At 58.6% G+C, this 16,375-nt stretch carries 13 protein-coding genes and 3 tRNA genes; 9 read left to right on the top strand and 7 right to left on the bottom strand.

The window, feature by feature from the left end; translation table 11 throughout:
* Window positions 1-11: 11 nt before the first annotated feature.
* From mshD to AB1Z34_RS07200, 6 genes are all read left to right on the top strand, one after another.
* Window positions 12-920, top strand: a complete 909-nt coding sequence (gene mshD / locus AB1Z34_RS07225) for a mycothiol synthase (RefSeq protein WP_366966106.1) — start codon at window positions 12-14, stop codon at window positions 918-920.
* Between the two features lie 378 nt (window positions 921-1,298).
* Window positions 1,299-2,360: a phosphate ABC transporter substrate-binding protein PstS gene (gene pstS / locus AB1Z34_RS07220; protein WP_224433877.1), complete on the top strand. Its 1,062-nt coding sequence runs from the start codon at window positions 1,299-1,301 to the stop codon at window positions 2,358-2,360.
* 236 nt (window positions 2,361-2,596) lie between these two features.
* Window positions 2,597-3,640 (top strand): phosphate ABC transporter permease subunit PstC, encoded by a 1,044-nt coding sequence (gene pstC / locus AB1Z34_RS07215; RefSeq protein WP_049173061.1) that lies wholly within the window; start codon window positions 2,597-2,599, stop codon window positions 3,638-3,640.
* Window positions 3,641-3,717: 77 nt separating this feature from the next.
* On the top strand, window positions 3,718-4,611 hold the full coding sequence (gene pstA, locus AB1Z34_RS07210; protein ID WP_256881912.1) for a phosphate ABC transporter permease PstA: 894 nt from the start codon (window positions 3,718-3,720) through the stop codon (window positions 4,609-4,611).
* A gap of 48 nt (window positions 4,612-4,659) precedes the next feature.
* A complete protein-coding gene (gene pstB, locus AB1Z34_RS07205; protein WP_016421380.1) occupies window positions 4,660-5,436 on the top strand; it encodes a phosphate ABC transporter ATP-binding protein PstB in 777 nt (258 codons plus the stop codon).
* 264 nt (window positions 5,437-5,700) lie between these two features.
* Window positions 5,701-6,531: a hypothetical protein gene (locus tag AB1Z34_RS07200; protein ID WP_187404516.1), complete on the top strand. Its 831-nt coding sequence runs from the start codon at window positions 5,701-5,703 to the stop codon at window positions 6,529-6,531.
* Window positions 6,532-6,915: 384 nt separating this feature from the next.
* Here the strand turns inward: AB1Z34_RS07200 and phoU are convergent, their stop codons facing one another.
* The 6 genes from phoU to AB1Z34_RS07170 form a co-directional block, all read right to left on the bottom strand.
* Window positions 6,916-7,644: a phosphate signaling complex protein PhoU gene (phoU, locus tag AB1Z34_RS07195; protein WP_042388895.1), complete on the bottom strand. Its 729-nt coding sequence runs from the start codon at window positions 7,642-7,644 to the stop codon at window positions 6,916-6,918.
* Window positions 7,645-7,743: 99 nt separating this feature from the next.
* Window positions 7,744-8,901 carry a tRNA dihydrouridine synthase DusB gene (gene dusB / locus AB1Z34_RS07190; protein ID WP_367158146.1) on the bottom strand — a complete coding sequence of 386 codons (1,158 nt, stop codon included), beginning with the start codon at window positions 8,899-8,901 and terminating at the stop codon, window positions 7,744-7,746.
* Between the two features lie 132 nt (window positions 8,902-9,033).
* The gene (gene cydC / locus AB1Z34_RS07185; protein ID WP_016421376.1) at window positions 9,034-10,773 is read right to left on the bottom strand and encodes a thiol reductant ABC exporter subunit CydC; all 1,740 of its coding nucleotides are present in this window, start codon (window positions 10,771-10,773) and stop codon (window positions 9,034-9,036) included.
* Entirely contained in the window at window positions 10,770-12,320 is a 1,551-nt protein-coding gene (locus tag AB1Z34_RS07180) for an ABC transporter transmembrane domain-containing protein (RefSeq protein WP_149421195.1), read from the bottom strand. Before AB1Z34_RS07180 ends, cydC begins: the two co-directional genes overlap by 4 nt.
* 29 nt (window positions 12,321-12,349) lie before the next feature.
* The gene (gene cydB / locus AB1Z34_RS07175; protein WP_070603972.1) at window positions 12,350-13,366 is read right to left on the bottom strand and encodes a cytochrome d ubiquinol oxidase subunit II; all 1,017 of its coding nucleotides are present in this window, start codon (window positions 13,364-13,366) and stop codon (window positions 12,350-12,352) included.
* 19 nt (window positions 13,367-13,385) lie between these two features.
* A complete protein-coding gene (locus AB1Z34_RS07170) occupies window positions 13,386-14,975 on the bottom strand; it encodes a cytochrome ubiquinol oxidase subunit I (protein WP_070643088.1) in 1,590 nt (529 codons plus the stop codon).
* Window positions 14,976-15,191: 216 nt separating this feature from the next.
* Here AB1Z34_RS07170 and AB1Z34_RS07165 point away from each other — a divergent pair.
* Window positions 15,192-15,264, top strand: a tRNA-Lys gene (locus tag AB1Z34_RS07165).
* 75 nt (window positions 15,265-15,339) lie between these two features.
* Here AB1Z34_RS07165 and AB1Z34_RS07160 read toward each other — a convergent pair.
* The gene (locus AB1Z34_RS07160; protein WP_070643090.1) at window positions 15,340-15,870 is read right to left on the bottom strand and encodes an NUDIX domain-containing protein; all 531 of its coding nucleotides are present in this window, start codon (window positions 15,868-15,870) and stop codon (window positions 15,340-15,342) included.
* A 200-nt stretch (window positions 15,871-16,070) separates the two neighbouring features.
* Here AB1Z34_RS07160 and AB1Z34_RS07155 point away from each other — a divergent pair.
* Both AB1Z34_RS07155 and AB1Z34_RS07150 read left to right on the top strand, forming a co-directional pair.
* Window positions 16,071-16,146, top strand: a tRNA-Glu gene (locus AB1Z34_RS07155).
* 14 nt (window positions 16,147-16,160) lie between these two features.
* Window positions 16,161-16,234 (top strand) — tRNA-Asp (locus tag AB1Z34_RS07150).
* Window positions 16,235-16,375: the final 141 nt, after the last annotated feature.

The following is a 16,375-nucleotide window of genomic DNA, read 5'->3' as shown; positions in this document are numbered from 1 at the left end:
GGGTGGGGCGTATGAACGTAACCGAACTGCTTGACGTAGACACCATCGCCGCCAGTACGCTGCTGCAGCACGCCCACTCCACCGACGGCGTGGAGGCGTTCGGCGAGGCTTTCGTCCGAGGGCTTGACGACGAATCTTTCGGGCATCGACACTTTGCGATTATTGAGAACGGTCGTTACTTGGGCCTGGCAGCCGTTGCGCCAGATGCTGTGGAAATGGCTGTTGACCCGGAGTTTCGTAAGCAAGGAGTGGGGGCGAAGCTGCTAGCGCACATCGATGCTGAGGTTGGCGAGCGCCTGCCTATCTGGGCTCACGGAGATGTCGCCGGTGCCAGTCGTTTGGCAGAGTTGACGGGACGCAAGGTCATCCGCGAGCTGTTACAGATGTCCATTTCGGGCTCAGCGTTGGAGAAGGCTGCGGGGGCCGTCGATAAGCGCGATGATGTTGAAGCGCTAACCCTGACTGCGGCACGCGCGAAGTGGGGTGAGGCGGCCGTGGATCGGGCGTGGTTGGCTGTGAATAATGAGGCGTTTGACTGGCATCCGGAGCAGGGAGGTTGGTCGCAGCCACAACTCGATCGCGCTCGGAACGTGCAGTGGTTCGACCCGGAGGGCGTGTTCTTTGCTGCGGATGTGGCCGGGGCGCGCGACAGTGCGGAGGAGATTTGCGGTTTCCACTGGACGAAGTGGCATGCCGAGGAGTCTGTGCCAACTGGCGAGGTGTATGTGATTGGACTGAGCTCGAAGGCACGCGGACGTGGTCTCGGACGATGGCTGACCAACGTTGGGCTTTCCTATCTCCGAAACCGGGGAGCGGAAAAGGTAATTCTCTATGTCGAAGGCGACAATGCGCCGGCAGTGCGCACGTACCGTGCGGTCGGTTTCGAGGTGGCCCGCCGTGATGTGATGTACGGCGCGTAGATGCGACGGTTCGGTTTATTGGGGGAGTTATTGAAGGTGAGTTGTTGAAGGGGGGAGCTTAGCTTTATCTCAGTTTTAGGTGGTTTTCCTCTGGCGCGGGGGCAATGATTCTTGTGTTTTTGAGGAGATGCTGTCCAATCCTCAGTGTTTCAGGGGCGCATTTTAGGGCCTCTTACAGGGAAAATGAGGATAAATAAAGAATTACTTGCGCCGTTCACCAATTGTTAATGTTCTGAACAGGTTCCGGTTACTATCGGTAGATAGGTTCAGCGCAGTGGACCGGAGTGTGGCGGTTCCACGTGAACTGTTTCACTCATTGTGTAAAACCCCGGAGGATTTACTGTGCTGAAGAAGAACCGTGCGGCATCTGTCATTGGTTTGGCCGCTGTTGCAAGCCTTACCCTGGCTGCTTGCTCTGAAGAGGGCGGCGAAGGCGCTTCTAACGTTGAGGGTCTGGCTGACGTCACCGGTGAGCTGCAGGGCGAGGGCGCTACCTCGCAGCAGCGCGCCATGGATTTGTTTGCCACCAAGTTTGAAGAGACCGGCTCGACCCTGTCGTACAACGCATCTGGCTCTGGTTCCGGTCAGACTCAGTTCATTGCCGGCACCGTTGCTTTCGCTGGCTCTGACTCCCCGCTGAAGGAGAAGGACGGCAAGGACCAGGTCGCAGAGGCTAAGAAGCGCTGCGACGGCAATGAAGCATGGCACCTGCCGATGGTTATCGGTCCGGTTGCCGTTGCCTACAACCTCGAGGGTGTTGACGTCGCTCTGACCCCGGCTCTGGTTGCTGAAATCTTCGACGGCAAGATCACCAAGTGGAACGACCCGAAGATCGCTGAGGTCAACGAAGGTGTCGATCTTCCGGAGAAGGACATCAAGGTTGTCTACCGCTCTGAGGAGTCCGGTACTACTGATAACTTCATGAAGTTCCTGAGCGCAGCTGCTCCGGAGCAGTGGCAGCACGAGGCTTCCAAGTCCTTCCCGACTGCTACTGGCCAGGGTGCTAACGGCTCGGCTGGTGTTGTCAACGAGGTCGCCAACATCGACGGTGCTATCACCTACGTCGAGGCTGGCTTCGCTGAGGACAAGGACCTGGGCATCGCCAAGATGGACTTCGGTCATGGCCCGGTTGAGCTGAACAACGACACCGTCGGTAAGGCTCTGGATTCCGTCACGTTCAAGACTGAGGGTCACAACATGGTTGTTGACACCGACGCTCTGTTCGCAATGGACGAGGAAGGCGCTTACCCGCTGGTTCTGACCACTTACGAAATCGTCTGCTCCGCTGGTTACGACGAGCAGACTCGTGACCTGGTTAAGAACTTCCTGAAGGTTGTTCTGGAAGAGGGCCAGGGTCCAGAGCTCGAAGAGCTGGGTTACATCCCGGTTCAGGGTGAGTTCAAGGACAAGCTGTCCGCAGCGGTTGACGCTATCAAGTAATTCTTTGCGCGCAACGCGGGTGAAAGCAGAGTTGGCTCTGTCGTTACCCGGTTGGCGCGAGGATCACTTCAGCCGGCCACGCAGATTTGAGCTGTAGGCCGAAAACCTGACGTAGACCGGTTGGCTTTATATATCGACACCTCAGTTGATTGAGTACCGCTCGTAGAGGGGTACTGAGGCCAATCGGTCTTCATGCGCGTTGAAGCACAAATCACTTCTACTTAGGAAATGAGATCATGAGTTCGTCGACTCCCATTGAAGGGAAGCAGGAGGCTGTAGACAGCAGTCTGTTGCAGTCCTCAGCACCGCAGGTGGATTCCTCCGGCGACGAGAGCTCGGAAGAGCAAGCCATTCAGACCGGCGTTGTTCGTCCTGGTGACCGAATCTTCAAGATTCTGGCGGTAGGATCTTCCGCATTGGTGACTGCCGCCATCATCGCAATTGCTGTGTTCCTGCTCCTGCGCGCAGTTCCGGCAATGTCCCGTAACGAAGCGAACTTCTTCACCTACACCGAACGATGGAACCTGGCGGATACCTCCGCCATGTACTTCGGTATTCCGAACATGTTTCTGGTGACCGTCGCGGTTTCCATCCTGGCGCTGATTCTGGCTATGCCGGTTGCGCTGGGTATTGCTATCTTCCTGACTGCCTATGCGCCAAAGAAGATGGTCAAGCCGCTGGGTTACCTCGTGGATTTGCTGGCTGCAGTGCCGTCGATTGTTTACGGTCTGTGGGGCTTTATGGCTCTCGGTCCGGCATTGGCTGGTCTGTACGGGTGGTTGGCTAAGACGCTGGGCTTTATCCCGATGTTTGCCCTGTACCCAAACTCGCCGGCATTCGAGACCGGTCGAAACCTCTTCACCGGTGGCATTGTGCTGGCAATTATGATTCTGCCGGTTATCGCGGCTACCACCCGTGAAGTCTTTGTTCAGACCCCGCGTGGTCACATTGAGGCATCGCTGGCTCTCGGTGCGACCCGTTGGGAGATGGTCAAGCTGGCTATTCTGCCATTCGGTCGTTCTGGTTTTATCTCCGGCTCGATGCTGGGTCTGGGACGTGCCCTCGGTGAGACGATGGCTCTGTACCTCGTAATCTCCCCGTCCTCGGCATTCCGTGGCTCGCTTTTCGACGGTGGTACCACCTTCGCAACCGCAATTGCTAATGCGGCACCGGAGTTCAATGACAACCTCAAGGCCGGCGCTTACATGTCCGCAGGTTTGGTGCTGTTCTTGCTGACCTTCGTGGTCAACTCCGCAGCCCGAATGATTGCGAAGAAGTAGCAAGGTCGTAGGAAAAGAAACGAGAAGTAACAATGACTAGTTCAACTACTGATTCTTCGCCTCACGGCCCTGCAGACATGGTCCCCACCACGGAGTCGGCTTTCACCCAAATTAAGGGTTCCCGCAAGGTGGCAGACAACGTCTCCACGGTCCTCATTTACTGCTGCATGGCTCTTGCCCTGATCCCGCTGGTGTGGGTTCTCTTCGAGCTTGTCGTCCGAGGCACCCCGTCACTGCTGAGTGGTGAGTGGTGGACTGCTTCCCAGCGTGGTGTCACTGTTGGTGCGTCTGCCGGTGGTGTTGCTCACGCAATCGTCGGTACCTTGGTTCAGGCTCTGGTCACGACTCTCATGACCGTGCCGTTCGGTATCTTCGTTGCCATCTACTTGGTCGAGTATGCAGGTAACTCCCGTCTGGGCAAGGTCACCACCTTCATGGTCGACATCCTCTCCGGTGTGCCGTCGATCGTCGCGTCGCTGTTCATCTACTCGATGTGGGTGGTCATGTTCGGCATGAGCCGTTCCGGTTTCGCTGTCTCGCTGGCGCTGGTTCTGCTGATGCTGCCGATCGTCGTGCGCAACACCGAGGAAATGCTGCGCATCGTTCCGCACGAGTTGCGTGAAGCCTCTTACGCTCTGGGTGTTCCGAAGTGGAAGACCATTTTGAAAATCGTGCTCCCGACCGCACTGTCGGGCATCGTCACCGGCATCATGCTGGCCGTCGCCCGCGTCATGGGTGAGTCCGCACCGATGCTGATCCTGGTTGCAACCTCGCGAATCATCACCTATAACCCGTTCGGCCAGTCGCAGTCCTCGCTGCCGCTGTTCATGCTGGACATGTACAAGGCCGGTAATACCGGTGCGGCATTCGACAAGATGTGGGGCGCAGCGCTCACGCTGGTTCTCATCATTGCCCTCATCAATATCCTGGCGCGCGTCATATCCGCCAAGTTCTCCGTCAAGAGCAGTTAATGCTGGGCGCCTAACGTCCGCTATTTCAAGGAAGGTTTTTGAAAGACCATGGCTAAGCGCCTAGACCTTAACGATGTCAACATCTACTACGGCGATTTCCACGCTGTGCAGAACGTCGACCTGCACGTCCCGCCACGTTCCGTTACCGCATTCATTGGCCCGTCCGGCTGTGGTAAGTCCACCGTGCTCCGTTCGCTGAACCGTATGCACGAGGTCATCCCGGGTGCCTACGTCACTGGCGAGGTGCTTCTCGACGGCGAAAACATCTATGGCCCGAAGATCGATCCGGTCTCTGTTCGTAACACCATCGGTATGGTGTTCCAGCGCCCGAACCCGTTCCCGACCATGTCCATCGAGGACAACGTCGTGGCTGGCCTGAAGTTGGCTGGTGTTAAGAACAAGGCTCATCTCCAGGAGGTTGCCGAGAAGTCCCTGCGCGGCGCCAACCTCTGGGATGAGGTCAAGGACCGCCTGGACAAGCCGGGTGGCGGCCTCTCTGGTGGTCAGCAGCAGCGTCTATGCATCGCACGCGCAATTGCAGTTGAGCCGGAAGTTCTGCTGATGGACGAGCCGTGTTCCGCACTGGACCCGATTTCCACTCTGGCAATCGAGGACCTGATTCATGAGCTGAAGGAAGAATTCACCATCGTCATCGTGACCCACAACATGCAGCAGGCAGCTCGTGTGTCCGATCAGACCGCATTCTTCTCCCTCGAGGCAACCGGTAAGCCGGGTCGCCTGGTTGAGGTTGGCCCGACCAAGAAGATCTTCGAGAATCCAGACAAGAAGGAAACCGAGGACTACATCTCCGGTCGCTTCGGTTAAACGCTTTGCGTATGCCGTAATAAGCCAAAAAGAGCCCCGTACTTCACGCGTGTTCACGCGAGGTACGGGGCTCTTATTGTTGTTGCAGTTTATGAGATTGCTGTTTGTTTCGGTGTGGGGCCGGGGGTGAAAATAATGTTTGTTTTGGGGCGGAATTGTCTGTTTGTTATCGGGCGGGGTAATCTTCCGAAGACGCAATCGAGCGTCCCCCGGAAAACTGTAGAGGGATCTGGGTAAATATATTTACATAGGAGTTATTCAATTATGGATAACCAGCAAAACGCGCAGTTCAATCCTCAGTTTTCCCCTGTGGGTGAGCAATCTTGGCCAGTAATCGCCGAAGAGAAAGCGCCGAAGCCAATTGTCGGTTACATTGCACTTGTAGTTGCGATTATTGGTTTACTCGGTTGTATCCCGGGGGCTTTGATTATTGGTTGGGTGGCGCTACCGGTTGCATTTATTTTATCGGTCGTCGGACTGTTTCAGCGCGCAACTACCAAAAAACCAGCTCTTATCGCTCTGATTCTTTCTGTGTTGGGATTGCTCATTGCGCCAATTGTATTTGTTTCTTCGGTAGGCAATGCCGTGGATGATGCGTTCAATCGGGATACGACTGCCTCTAGCCCGGATGGAAGCAAATCTGATTCTTCCGATTCTGGTGCTGTGGGCAGTAGTCGGGAGAATCCGTTGCCGATTGGAACGACCATCGAAAGTGAGCAGTGGGCCATTACTATCGATAGCGTAAATCTAAACGCTAACGATGAGGTTCTGGCGGAAAATCAGTTCAATGACCCTGCTCCAGAGGGGTTTGTATACGGACTTGTGCATGTTACTGCAAAGTACAAGGGGAATGACCCTCAGGGGCAGAGTTCCTGGCTTGGTATTAATTATGTAACTGCAGGTGGCCAAACCACGGACGAAACGGAGCTTTGGGCGGTGGCGCCTGACGAGTTTGACACCCTCGAGACGGTGTATGAGAACGGTGAAATCGCAGGTAACGTGGTGATTGTTGTGCCCATTGATGGGGCAGACCAGGGTGTTCTGGCAGTCACCCCAGATTTAATGTCAAAGAAGTCTTTTGTTGCTGTCTCTTGAGTGGCGGCTGACTCTTGGGTCGTGGGGATGGACACGATATAAGAATCGGCATTCTCCAGACATCTAACGCGAAAAGTGATCGCGCAAACAGTTACTGACTAGGTTTATGACAGGTGAATAACGTTTACTCGCAGTAAAGTGTCATAAACCTAGTCAGTTTCTCGGTTTGAGGCGGTGTTGTGGCTGGGGCGGTGTTGTGGCTGGGGCAGTGTTTAGCCCAGTGTGGCTTAAAAACGGCTCCACTCCGGCCTAAAAACTCGCGCCCCAGGCCAGCAGCCACCCCCAACATCCCTAGAGCTCAGCCCAACACCCACCCCCCCTCCAACACCCAGCCCGCCGAGCAGCCCAACACCCAGCCTCCCAACAGCCTGCAGCTTCACGAACCTACATCCGCAGGTGACGCTCCAAGGCCTGCAGGCGTTGGTTAAAGCTGCGCTGGTCGCGCTCATCCTCGAGCTTGTCCAGGTAGACATCGCGCTTGTAACCGGTGGCCAGGTAAATAATTCGGGCGGCAACCTCGACGGCGTGATCCGCGTAGCGCTCGTAGAAGCGGCTCAGCAGGGTGACATCCACTGTCTGCGCAGGGGAGTGCGGCCAATTATCGTCGTTGGTCAGCGTAAACAGGTGCTGGTGAATGTCATCGATGCTGTCATCGGTCTTATCCAAGGCCAATGCCTGGTCAACGTCGTAGTCGATGAGCACCTGACGGGTTTCGTGCGTCATCTGCTCAGATACGGAGGCCATCTCGCGGAAGAACCCCTCCACGGGCTCCGGCAGTGCCTTGTTCGGGTGGCGACGCCGGGCAACGTTGGCAATATGCACACTCAACGCGCCCATGCGGGAGATGTCCTCGACAATGTAGAGGCCACTGACAATCTGTCGGAGGTCACCAGCCACAGGAGCTTCGCGGGCCAACAGCTCGAAGGCTCGCTGCTCCGCATCCTGGCGCAGGTCGTCGAGAGAATCAATCTGGGAAAGAACGGTTTCAGCCGAGACTAAATCAGCCTCAAAGAGGGCCTTGTTCGCAAGCTTGTGCATGGAGCCAACTCGGTCACACATCACAATCAGGCTGTGGGCCAAGTTGTCCATTTGTTCTCGGTAGACAGTGCGCATGCGTTCCATAGTAGGCAATCCTCAACAACGTCGCGCGTTAGTGGGGAGCCCCCAATTACCCCTCGTAAAGTTATGTAAACACTCGCTCAGAACCGAAGCTTAGCCACCGGAGTGCATAATCTCCGCGCCCTCGGGCACGGTGTCGTCCTCCGGGTCGTCCAGCCAGCCCTCCGGCAAGACCACCTTTGCAGGGGACCCCTGTCGGCCGCGGGCGCCGTCGGCGTCCTCCGGGCGGGCGTGGGCGCTGGGGCCGTCGTAAAGCGGTGCGAGAATCTCGTCGAGCGTTGCCAGCGAATCGACGCGCGCAAGAGACTTCCGCACCTCACTGCCGGCAGGGTAACCGCGCAGGTACCAGGCGATGTGCTTGCGCAGGTCGCGGCAGCTCTTACGTTCGCCCTCGTGCTCCACGAGCAGTTCCGCGTGACGACGGATAATCCCCGCGACCTCACCAAATGTTGGTGCCGGCGGCACTTCTTCGCCACGCAGCTCGGCGGACAACTGCGCGAACAGCCACGGGCGGCCAAGGCAGCCGCGACCGACGACGACACCGTCGCAGCCGGTCTCGTCGAGCATTTTGCGGGCATCGGTGGAGGCAAAGATGTCGCCGTTGCCAAGCACCGGGATATCGCTGTAGCCGGAGTCGACCATGTGCTCCTTCAGCCGCGCGATCTGCGACCAGTCAGCGTGGCCGGAGTAGCGCTGCGCTGCGGTGCGGGCATGCAGAGCCACAGCCTGGGCGCCCATCTCAGCGGCGATGCGGCCGGCATCGAGATGCGTGTGGTGCTCGTCGTCGATACCGACGCGGAATTTCACGGTCACCGGGATGTCCGTGCCCTCAGCGGCTTTTACCGCTGCGGCGACGATGTTGCCGAAGAGACGGCGCTTATACGGCAGTGCCGAGCCGCCGCCCTTGCGAGTGACCTTCGGTACCGGGCAGCCGAAGTTCATATCGATGTGGTCGGCGAGGTTTTCGTCGACAATCATCTTTGCGGCCTCGTAGGTCCACTTCGGGTCAGTGGTGTAGAGCTGCAGGCTGCGCGGGTTTTCGTCAGGCGCGAAGGTGGTCATGTGCATGGTCTTCTCGTTGTGCTCGACCAGTGCTCGCGCGGTGACCATCTCGCAGACATAGAGGCCCGAGACCGTGCCTGTACGCTGCAGCTCCTGCTCGCGGCACAGCGTTCGGAATGCCACGTTGGTGACACCGGCCATCGGAGCGAGTACCACGGGGGAAGCGAGCTCAAAGGGGCCGATGTGCATGTGCGCGGACGTGGCATCGGCGGGCTTGGCGGCGCTGAGTGGACTCGTGGAGGTATCTAACACGTACAGTATTGTGTCACGCTGAACTGCCGTTTTCGAATCTGTTTTGGGCGGCCGGTTGAATCGCCCCGGTTAGCGCTGCGTCCGCGGATGCCTGACGACGATCACCGTCCGGCGACCCCTCCCACCGGGCAGGTCGGTGGTATTCCGAAGAATTTCCAGGATGTGGTTCGACTCTTCGTCGAGGTGTTCGGTGGGTTCGTCGAGAAGCAGGATTGGCGCTGTGCTGACAAGTGCCCGGGTGAGAATGAGCCTGCGCCGCTGACCACCCGAGAGACTGTCCGCGCCGCTGTCCAGAATCGTGTCCAGGCCGTCGGGTGCGGCATCGACCCAATTGCGCAGGCCCACGGCGTCCAGTACGGAGTAGATGTCATCGTCGCTGACCTGCGGGTTACCAATAGAGATGTTGTCCCGCACCGTCGTGGCGAAAATGTGCTCATCCTCGGCGATAAAACGCACCAAGTCGCACTGCTCCGTGTTTACGTGGGGCTCTCCGGCACTTGCCGCACTGCGCCACAGCTCACGTCCGTCTCCGTCAGTGATAGTCACCGTGCCCGCAACCGGCGGGATTAGTCCGGCGATTGTCTTCAGCAGCGTGGTCTTTCCGCTTCCCGACGGCGCCGTGATCTCCCGGTAGTCGCCAAAGGTGACCTCGAAGTTTTGCATCGGCAGTTGAGCTGGCTGGGCAGCGGGCTCTTCCGCAGTATTCGAACTGTTGTCGTCGGGGTAGCCCACGATTAAGTCTTGAACCTGCAGAGTTGGCCGAACTGTCAGGTGGTTCTGAGCGAGCGGGGACGTGTGGATTGGCGCTGTGGGGACTGGGGCTGAGCGCATGGCATCCGCTTCCCCTGATTCACTCGCACTTGACGCGAGCGTCAGCAAGGCTTCCCTCGATTGCGCCAGTGTTTGCGCAGCAGCTGGCAGCGGACCAACCGACTCAAAAGCCGCCAGCGGCACCAGAACCAGAACCGTCAGCCACTCGGGAGAGTGCAGCAAACCGCCGCCAGCGCCCCCGGCCGAATCCGTCACTAACCACGACGCTACGACCACGGTCAGGACAGCGGTCAACACGCTAGCCGCGGTGCTCAGTGCGGAGGCGCGGGCATTTGCTCGACCTGCGGCGTCATCGATGGCCGCAACCGTTTTGCTGGAGGATGACGCGGCAGAGACTGCCTCATCCAACTGGCCGTGGATACGCAGGCCGGCGGCGTCGGAAAGCAGCGCTTCGACGGCAGCGGCATGCGACTGAAGCGCGGCCGCGCGACGCTGACTTGAGCGCGCAGTGGTGCGATACGTCAGGTAAGGAGCAACACCGCCGGCCAGAAGCAGTCCCACCGCCAGGAGAACCGCAGCGGCAGGCGAGAGTAGAGCCACAAAAATGACGGCGATGAGAGAGGTCATCAGCGCCACCAATGCGGGCACTATTGATCGCACGACGGCATCGGCAAGTGCGTCAATATTCGCCCCAAGCGCTGTGACAATATCGGAACGCTCACGCAGCGCCAGCGTACGGTCGGCCACGAAATGCTCCCATAGCTTCACGCGCGAGCGCTCGGCGGTGCGCAACGCCACATCGTGGGAGACCAACCGGTCGAGGTATCGAAACGCAGCTCGCGAAATACCCAGCGCGCGCACAGACGTCACCGCCAAGGTGATGTCCATCAGCGGTGGCATCTGCCAAGAACGCGTAATCAGCCACGCCGACACCACGGTCAGACTCAGCGCGGACAGCAGCGTGATGATGCCCGCCAACACCGGCCACACCAGGTCGCGGGGTTTCACCAGGCGACGAAGCGCTTGCAGAGTAGTCATCGCGACTGCACCTCCACCACGCCGTCGGCGGCCGCAATCAACAGCGGATCATGGCTGGTGGCAATCACTGTGGCTCCGCGCCGGGCACGTGCGTGCAGGAGCCTAATCACGGACTGCGCACTGTCGGCATCCAGGTGAGCTGTCGGTTCATCGAGGAGGACGAGGTCGCGGGTGTCGTCGGCAAGCTCGCGCCGAAGCGCCTCCCGCTGACGTTGCCCGAGCGAGCGCCGCGAATTGTCTCCCACCGTCGCTGCGTCCAACACTGGGCGCTGGGGCAGCCACGCGATGCGCCGCAGCAGATCCTGGTCACGGAGAATGCGCTGGCCGTCGCGAATAGTTACGGAGCCTTCCAACCCCTCGTGCACGATGCCGGCGACCGCAAGCAGCGCTGTCGTCTTGCCCACGCCGTTCGGCCCCGCCAGCACCGTCACTGTGCCTGGCTGCGCGATGGCGCTTAATTCACTTGGCCGCACGCCGTCTCGCCCCGGCGCGGAAAGGCGTTCGAACACGACCGTGGGGGCGCTGTGGACACTGCTTGACGACGTTCCTTCGGCCACCTCTTCCACAGTTTCAGAGGTGGTGTCTGTGGAGTTTGGAGTCTGGCCAGCGTCCTTGTCTAACAGTTCCGTGACTTCGGTGGCAGCGACCACACCGTCCTGGGCGGCGTGGAATTTCTGGCCAACCTGGCGCACCGGGCCATAGATTTCTGGGGCGATGATGAGCACTGCCAGGCCGGTCGCCAGTGTCATGTGGCCTCCCAGAAGTCGGAAACCGATGCCGACGGCGATGAGGGCAATTGACAGGGTGGCGAGGAATTCCAGGACCGCCGCGGAGAGGAAAGCGATGCGCAGGACCTCCATGGTGGATTTCCGGTGGCGGGCCGACAGGCGCTTGATTTCCTCGCTGGGGGCATCGGCCATGTTGTGCGCTTTGAGAGTTGGCAGGCCGATGACCAGGTCGAGGATTTGGCCACGCACGGTGCCGATGTCGGCCAGACGACGTTCTGTGCGGCCCTCAGTGAGGCGACCTACCAGCCACATGAACAGCGGAATAAGAGGCAGCGTGACAACCGCGATGGCAAAAGATGGGAGGTCCAACCAAGCGACCGCGGCCAGTGCCATCGGGGTAGCCAGCGCTGCGGCCACCAGTGCGGGGAGGAATTCCGCCACGTAGACGGCCACACCATCGAGCCCGACCGAAAGCAATGCGCGCCAGTGCACGGTGTCGACAGTGCGAGGATCGCGCAGAGCCAGGGCTCGCAGTGCCCGGCTGCGCAGGTCTGTGGCCACGCGTGCACCCGCAGATTGGCCGAAACGCACGAGCGCGTAGGAGCAGGCCACCCGAACGAATACAGCGGCCGTGGCTATCAGCGCGAATAATGTCCAATTAGGAGTTGCCTCACCCAGAACCTGCGCCGTAATAGTGCCGATTGCCAGCCCCAACGCGATTGTGGCACCTGTGCTCGCGGCGGTCAGTGCGCCCGCGAAAATGACCCAACGCCAGGCTGGGGCCGACAGCTTGAATAGTTTCGGATCGACAGGTGCCACTTTTTAGAAACTAACCTCCAACGGACGGTCTACTGCGAGACCCTACGTTCAGCCATCAACCGCTTGCGGAATACCCAGTATGTCCACGCCTGGTAGGCAATCACCAGTGGGGTAATCACCAGCGCGGTCCAGGTCATGATTTTCAGCGTGTAAGGGTTAGAGGCGGAATTCCAGATATCGAGGGAAACGCCGTCGGCAAGCGTCGTCGGCATCAGATACGGGTACATGGCGCCGAAGACAACGGTGGTGACGGCGACTACGGTGACCGCGGTTGCGGAAAAAGCGATGCCATCGCGGTTGCCTACGGTTGCGGAGATGGCAATGACCAACCCCGCGACGGCGATGACGACAACAGCCCACAGCCAGGTCTTTCCGTAGCCCAGCTGTGTCCAGATGAGGAACACGCCGCCAAATATCAGCGCCGACAGTGCCGGAATTCGAGCGGCGTTGCCGACCTCGTCGCGTAGCTTGCCGGCGGTCTTCAGCCGCAGGAACGTAACTGCGTGAAGAGCGAACACAGCCGCAAACGCAATCCCGCCGACCAGGGCGTACGGGTTCAGCAACCCGAGCAGGGTACTAAAGCCGGAGTCCAAGTTCTTGTCGGCATTCAGCGGGACACCACGCACCAGGTTCGCGACCGCTACGCCCCACAGAATCGGCGGCAACCAGGAGCCGAAGATGATTGCGCGGTCGCACCAGGCGCGCCAGCGCTCATCGTTGACTTTGAAGCGCCATTCCAGCCCGACAATACGGACAATCAACGCCACCAGAATCAGGAAGAGCGGCAGGTAGAAGCCGGAAAACATGGACGCATACCATTCCGGAAATGCCGCGAAGAGCGCGCCGCCAGCGGTAATTAGCCACACTTCGTTGCCGTCCCATACCGGCCCGATAGTTCCGAGCATCGCTTTACGACGCGGTTCATCGCGGCCAACGAACGGCAGCAGCATTCCGACGCCGAAGTCAAAGCCCTCGAGCAGGAAGTAGCCAGCGAAGAGGAACGCGATCAGGATAAACCACAAAACGGGAAGATCTAATCCGAACATGTCAGAGATACATCCTTATCTACTTTGTGTCCTCAGTCGCGGAGACTTCGGAGTCGGGGCTGGCAGCGGACTGGGCATGGACCTTGTTGAATCGAACCGGAGACGAGATGATCGCGCCCAGATTGGTAGCGATTGGTGACGACGGGCCAGCGTGCTCGGGGTCATTGCCGATGGCGTTGATAGCCTCAGCGGATTCGGTCGGAGGTCCGGCAATAACTGCGCGGCGAATCAACCAGAACCACACCACTGCCAAAATCAGGTAGAGCAGGGTAAAGCCCACCAGGGTGATAATCACCGTGGCCGGTGCGTGGTCGGACACACCCATATCGACGGTCATGCGAATCAGCTCGGTGCGCGGGTCGCCCGCGTGATCCGGGTTCGGGTGCACAATCCAGGGCTGACGGCCCATCTCCGTAAAGATCCAGCCAGCGCTGCTGGCCAAGAACGGGAACGGAATCGCGAGGATACTGCAAGCGGCGAAAATGCGGGCTCGCTTGCCCGTCGGCACGCGCCCCTTGCGAGTAAATAGCCAAGCGAAAAACGCGATAGCCAGAGAACCGACCATGAGCCCAATCATGGCGCGGAAAGACCAGTATGTGACGAACAGATTCGGAGAGTAATTGCCTGGGCCGAAGACCGCCTCAGCTTTTTCTTGCAGGTCCTGCACGCCCTGGAGCGTGACGCCACTGAACTTGCCCTCGGCCAGGAAAGGCAGCACCCATGGCACCTCGATGAGATGCAGCACCGAGTCGCAATTGTTGTGCGTACCGACGGTCAGAATCGAGAACATTGGATCTGTCTGCGTGTGGCACAGGGACTCGGCCGATGCCATCTTCATCGGCTGCTGCTCGAACATAAGCTTGGCCTGGATATCGCCGGTGATAAACACCGCCAGCGAGCTGAGCACAGTTGTCCAGAGCCCGACCTTCATGGACTTGTGAAACGTCCGTTCGTGAACAGTATTGCTCTGGCCACCGCGGCGGCTCTGAACCAGCCACCAGCCACTGACGCCGACAACGAGCGTGCCGGCGGTAAGGAAAGAGCTGGCCACGGCATGCGGGAAAGCTGCCAAGGCAGTGGAGTTGGTCAACAGTGCGCCAAAGTCTGTAAGCTCTGCGCGGCCGGTTTCCGGGTTGTAGACCGCGCCTACAGGATGCTGCATGAACGAATTGGCGACGATGATGAAATACGCCGAGATATTCACCGCAATAGCGACAATCCAAATCGAGAGCGTGTGCATCCAGGTGGGAATACGCCCCCAGCCGAAAATCCACAGTCCCAGGAAAGTGGATTCCAGGAAGAATGCGATGAGGCCTTCAAGAGCCAGCGGGCCGCCGAAGACATCACCGATCATGCGGGAGTACTCCGACCAGTTCATACCGAACTGGAATTCCTGGACGATACCCGTGGCTACGCCCATGGCGAAGTTAATAATGAAGATGGTGCCGAAAAGCCGCGTCGCTCGGTACCAAAGGTCATTTTTCGTCGTGGCCCACAGTGTCTGCATGAGCGCGACGAGCGGAGCTAGACCAATTGTCAGTGGGACAAAAATGAAGTGGTAGACGGTGGTTATGCCAAATTGCCAACGAGATATATCGACGACATCCATGTTTCCTCGACTGAAAAAGTAGACATAAACGATGCGTGTACTTCGTCGGATTTGTCGAAGCCTGCATCAAGTGCCCGCAGTATTCCTGCTTATTAATTCAGTCGGACAGGAGGGGTAAAAAGTTCCGGGGTGTGAACTTATCGACGCGGGCAGGGCAAAACTCCGGAGGGCAATTATTAAAAACAAGCGCGTAATTGCTAGGCTATTTTGTTGCGCGGGCCTTTAGCTCAGCTGGTAGAGCTACGGACTTTTAATCCGCAGGTCGCGGGTTCGAGCCCCGCAGGGCCCACAAGCACGCAAAACCCCAGGTCATCAACAGCCTGGGGTTTTGTAGTATCTTGCCTGTATTTGCCCTCTGTGGCACCTACTTCTCCCGCTTGTGGTAGCCCATCCGTGGCTTGAAGCCCGCCGGGTGCTTAAGCTGCGCCACTGCATCGGCGACTATCAAGCGGAAGCGTGGCTTCATCGGTGGCATCTGTGAGATCTGGAACCATCCGACATCAGTGGATTCATCATCAGCGACATAGGGGACGTCGTCGCCAACAACACTGCAGCGCATGGAGATATCCAGATATGAGGAAACATCGCCGTTGAGGTGTTCGATAGGGCCAACGGCGCCAGTTCCAAGCAGGGCCTCAACTGTGACATCGAGTCCCGTTTCTTCCTTTACCTCTCGCACGGCGGCGTCGTGAGGCTGCTCGTCCGGGTCGATAATTCCGGTGACTGGGGTCCATTCACCATTATCGGAGCGACGAACCAGCAAGACCTCGGGCAAGGCGTACATCGGTGCATTCGGCGGAACATCGCGAATGACGATAGCCGTGACACCGGGGAGCCAGAGCGGAGCGTGGCCCACTTTTTCACGGAGCTGAACAATGAAATCCGGAATTGCCATAGTTGCGAGCTTATCTGAGTACTAGTAGCGTCCGCGGAAATAGTAAGAAACTCCAGTTCAACCGTGGATTTTGGGAAAAGGGTACTTATCCTCTATAGTTCTTTACGTTGCCAAGAGCGCGCGCAAATGCAATGTTCATACACTGCAGGTGTACGCGGAGTGTGCCACTGAGTGGGCAACTCTTTGCAGCGTTAAGTCGGGCTCCCATCGTCTAGAGGCCTAGGACTCCGCCCTTTCACGGCGGCAACACGGGTTCGAATCCCGTTGGGAGTACCACTAAAAATCATGATGGCCCTGTGGCGCAGTTGGTTAGCGCGCCGCCCTGTCACGGCGGAGGTCGCGGGTTCAAGTCCCGTCAGGGTCGCAATTCTAAACGCCAGTTCCGGTTGGAGCTGGCGTTTTTTGCTTTTGGTGGGTTAAGGGTCAAAATGTGTGTCTGGCTCGGCGTGTCGCGGGGGTTAGATTTGGCCTTTTTGAATGCCGATTGAGTGGGTGTAGTCGGTGT

Source organism: Corynebacterium sp. 045007 (assembly GCF_040743205.1).
GTDB classification, from domain to species: Bacteria; Actinomycetota; Actinomycetes; order Mycobacteriales; family Mycobacteriaceae; genus Corynebacterium; species Corynebacterium jeikeium_D.
The sequence above is the reverse complement of the archived record's forward strand: the minus strand, read 5'-3'. Positions and strand labels throughout refer to the sequence as shown.

What these genes read in the sequence shown, in the direction of transcription:
- mshD (WP_366966106.1), top strand. Translation starts at nt 12, where the DNA reads ATGAACGTAACCGAACTGCTTGACGTAGACACCATCGCCGCCAGTACG.
- pstC (WP_049173061.1), top strand. Translation starts at nt 2,597, where the DNA reads ATGAGTTCGTCGACTCCCATTGAAGGGAAGCAGGAGGCTGTAGACAGC.
- pstA (WP_256881912.1), top strand. Translation starts at nt 3,718, where the DNA reads ATGGTCCCCACCACGGAGTCGGCTTTCACCCAAATTAAGGGTTCCCGC.
- pstB (WP_016421380.1), top strand. Translation starts at nt 4,660, where the DNA reads ATGGCTAAGCGCCTAGACCTTAACGATGTCAACATCTACTACGGCGAT.
- AB1Z34_RS07200 (WP_187404516.1), top strand. Translation starts at nt 5,701, where the DNA reads ATGGATAACCAGCAAAACGCGCAGTTCAATCCTCAGTTTTCCCCTGTG.
- phoU (WP_042388895.1), bottom strand. Translation starts at nt 7,644, where the DNA reads ATGCGCACTGTCTACCGAGAACAAATGGACAACTTGGCCCACAGCCTG.
- dusB (WP_367158146.1), bottom strand. Translation starts at nt 8,901, where the DNA reads ATGCACATCGGCCCCTTTGAGCTCGCTTCCCCCGTGGTACTCGCTCCG.
- cydC (WP_016421376.1), bottom strand. Translation starts at nt 10,773, where the DNA reads ATGACTACTCTGCAAGCGCTTCGTCGCCTGGTGAAACCCCGCGACCTG.
- cydB (WP_070603972.1), bottom strand. Translation starts at nt 13,366, where the DNA reads ATGTTCGGATTAGATCTTCCCGTTTTGTGGTTTATCCTGATCGCGTTC.
- AB1Z34_RS07170 (WP_070643088.1), bottom strand. Translation starts at nt 14,975, where the DNA reads ATGGATGTCGTCGATATATCTCGTTGGCAATTTGGCATAACCACCGTC.
- AB1Z34_RS07160 (WP_070643090.1), bottom strand. Translation starts at nt 15,870, where the DNA reads ATGGCAATTCCGGATTTCATTGTTCAGCTCCGTGAAAAAGTGGGCCAC.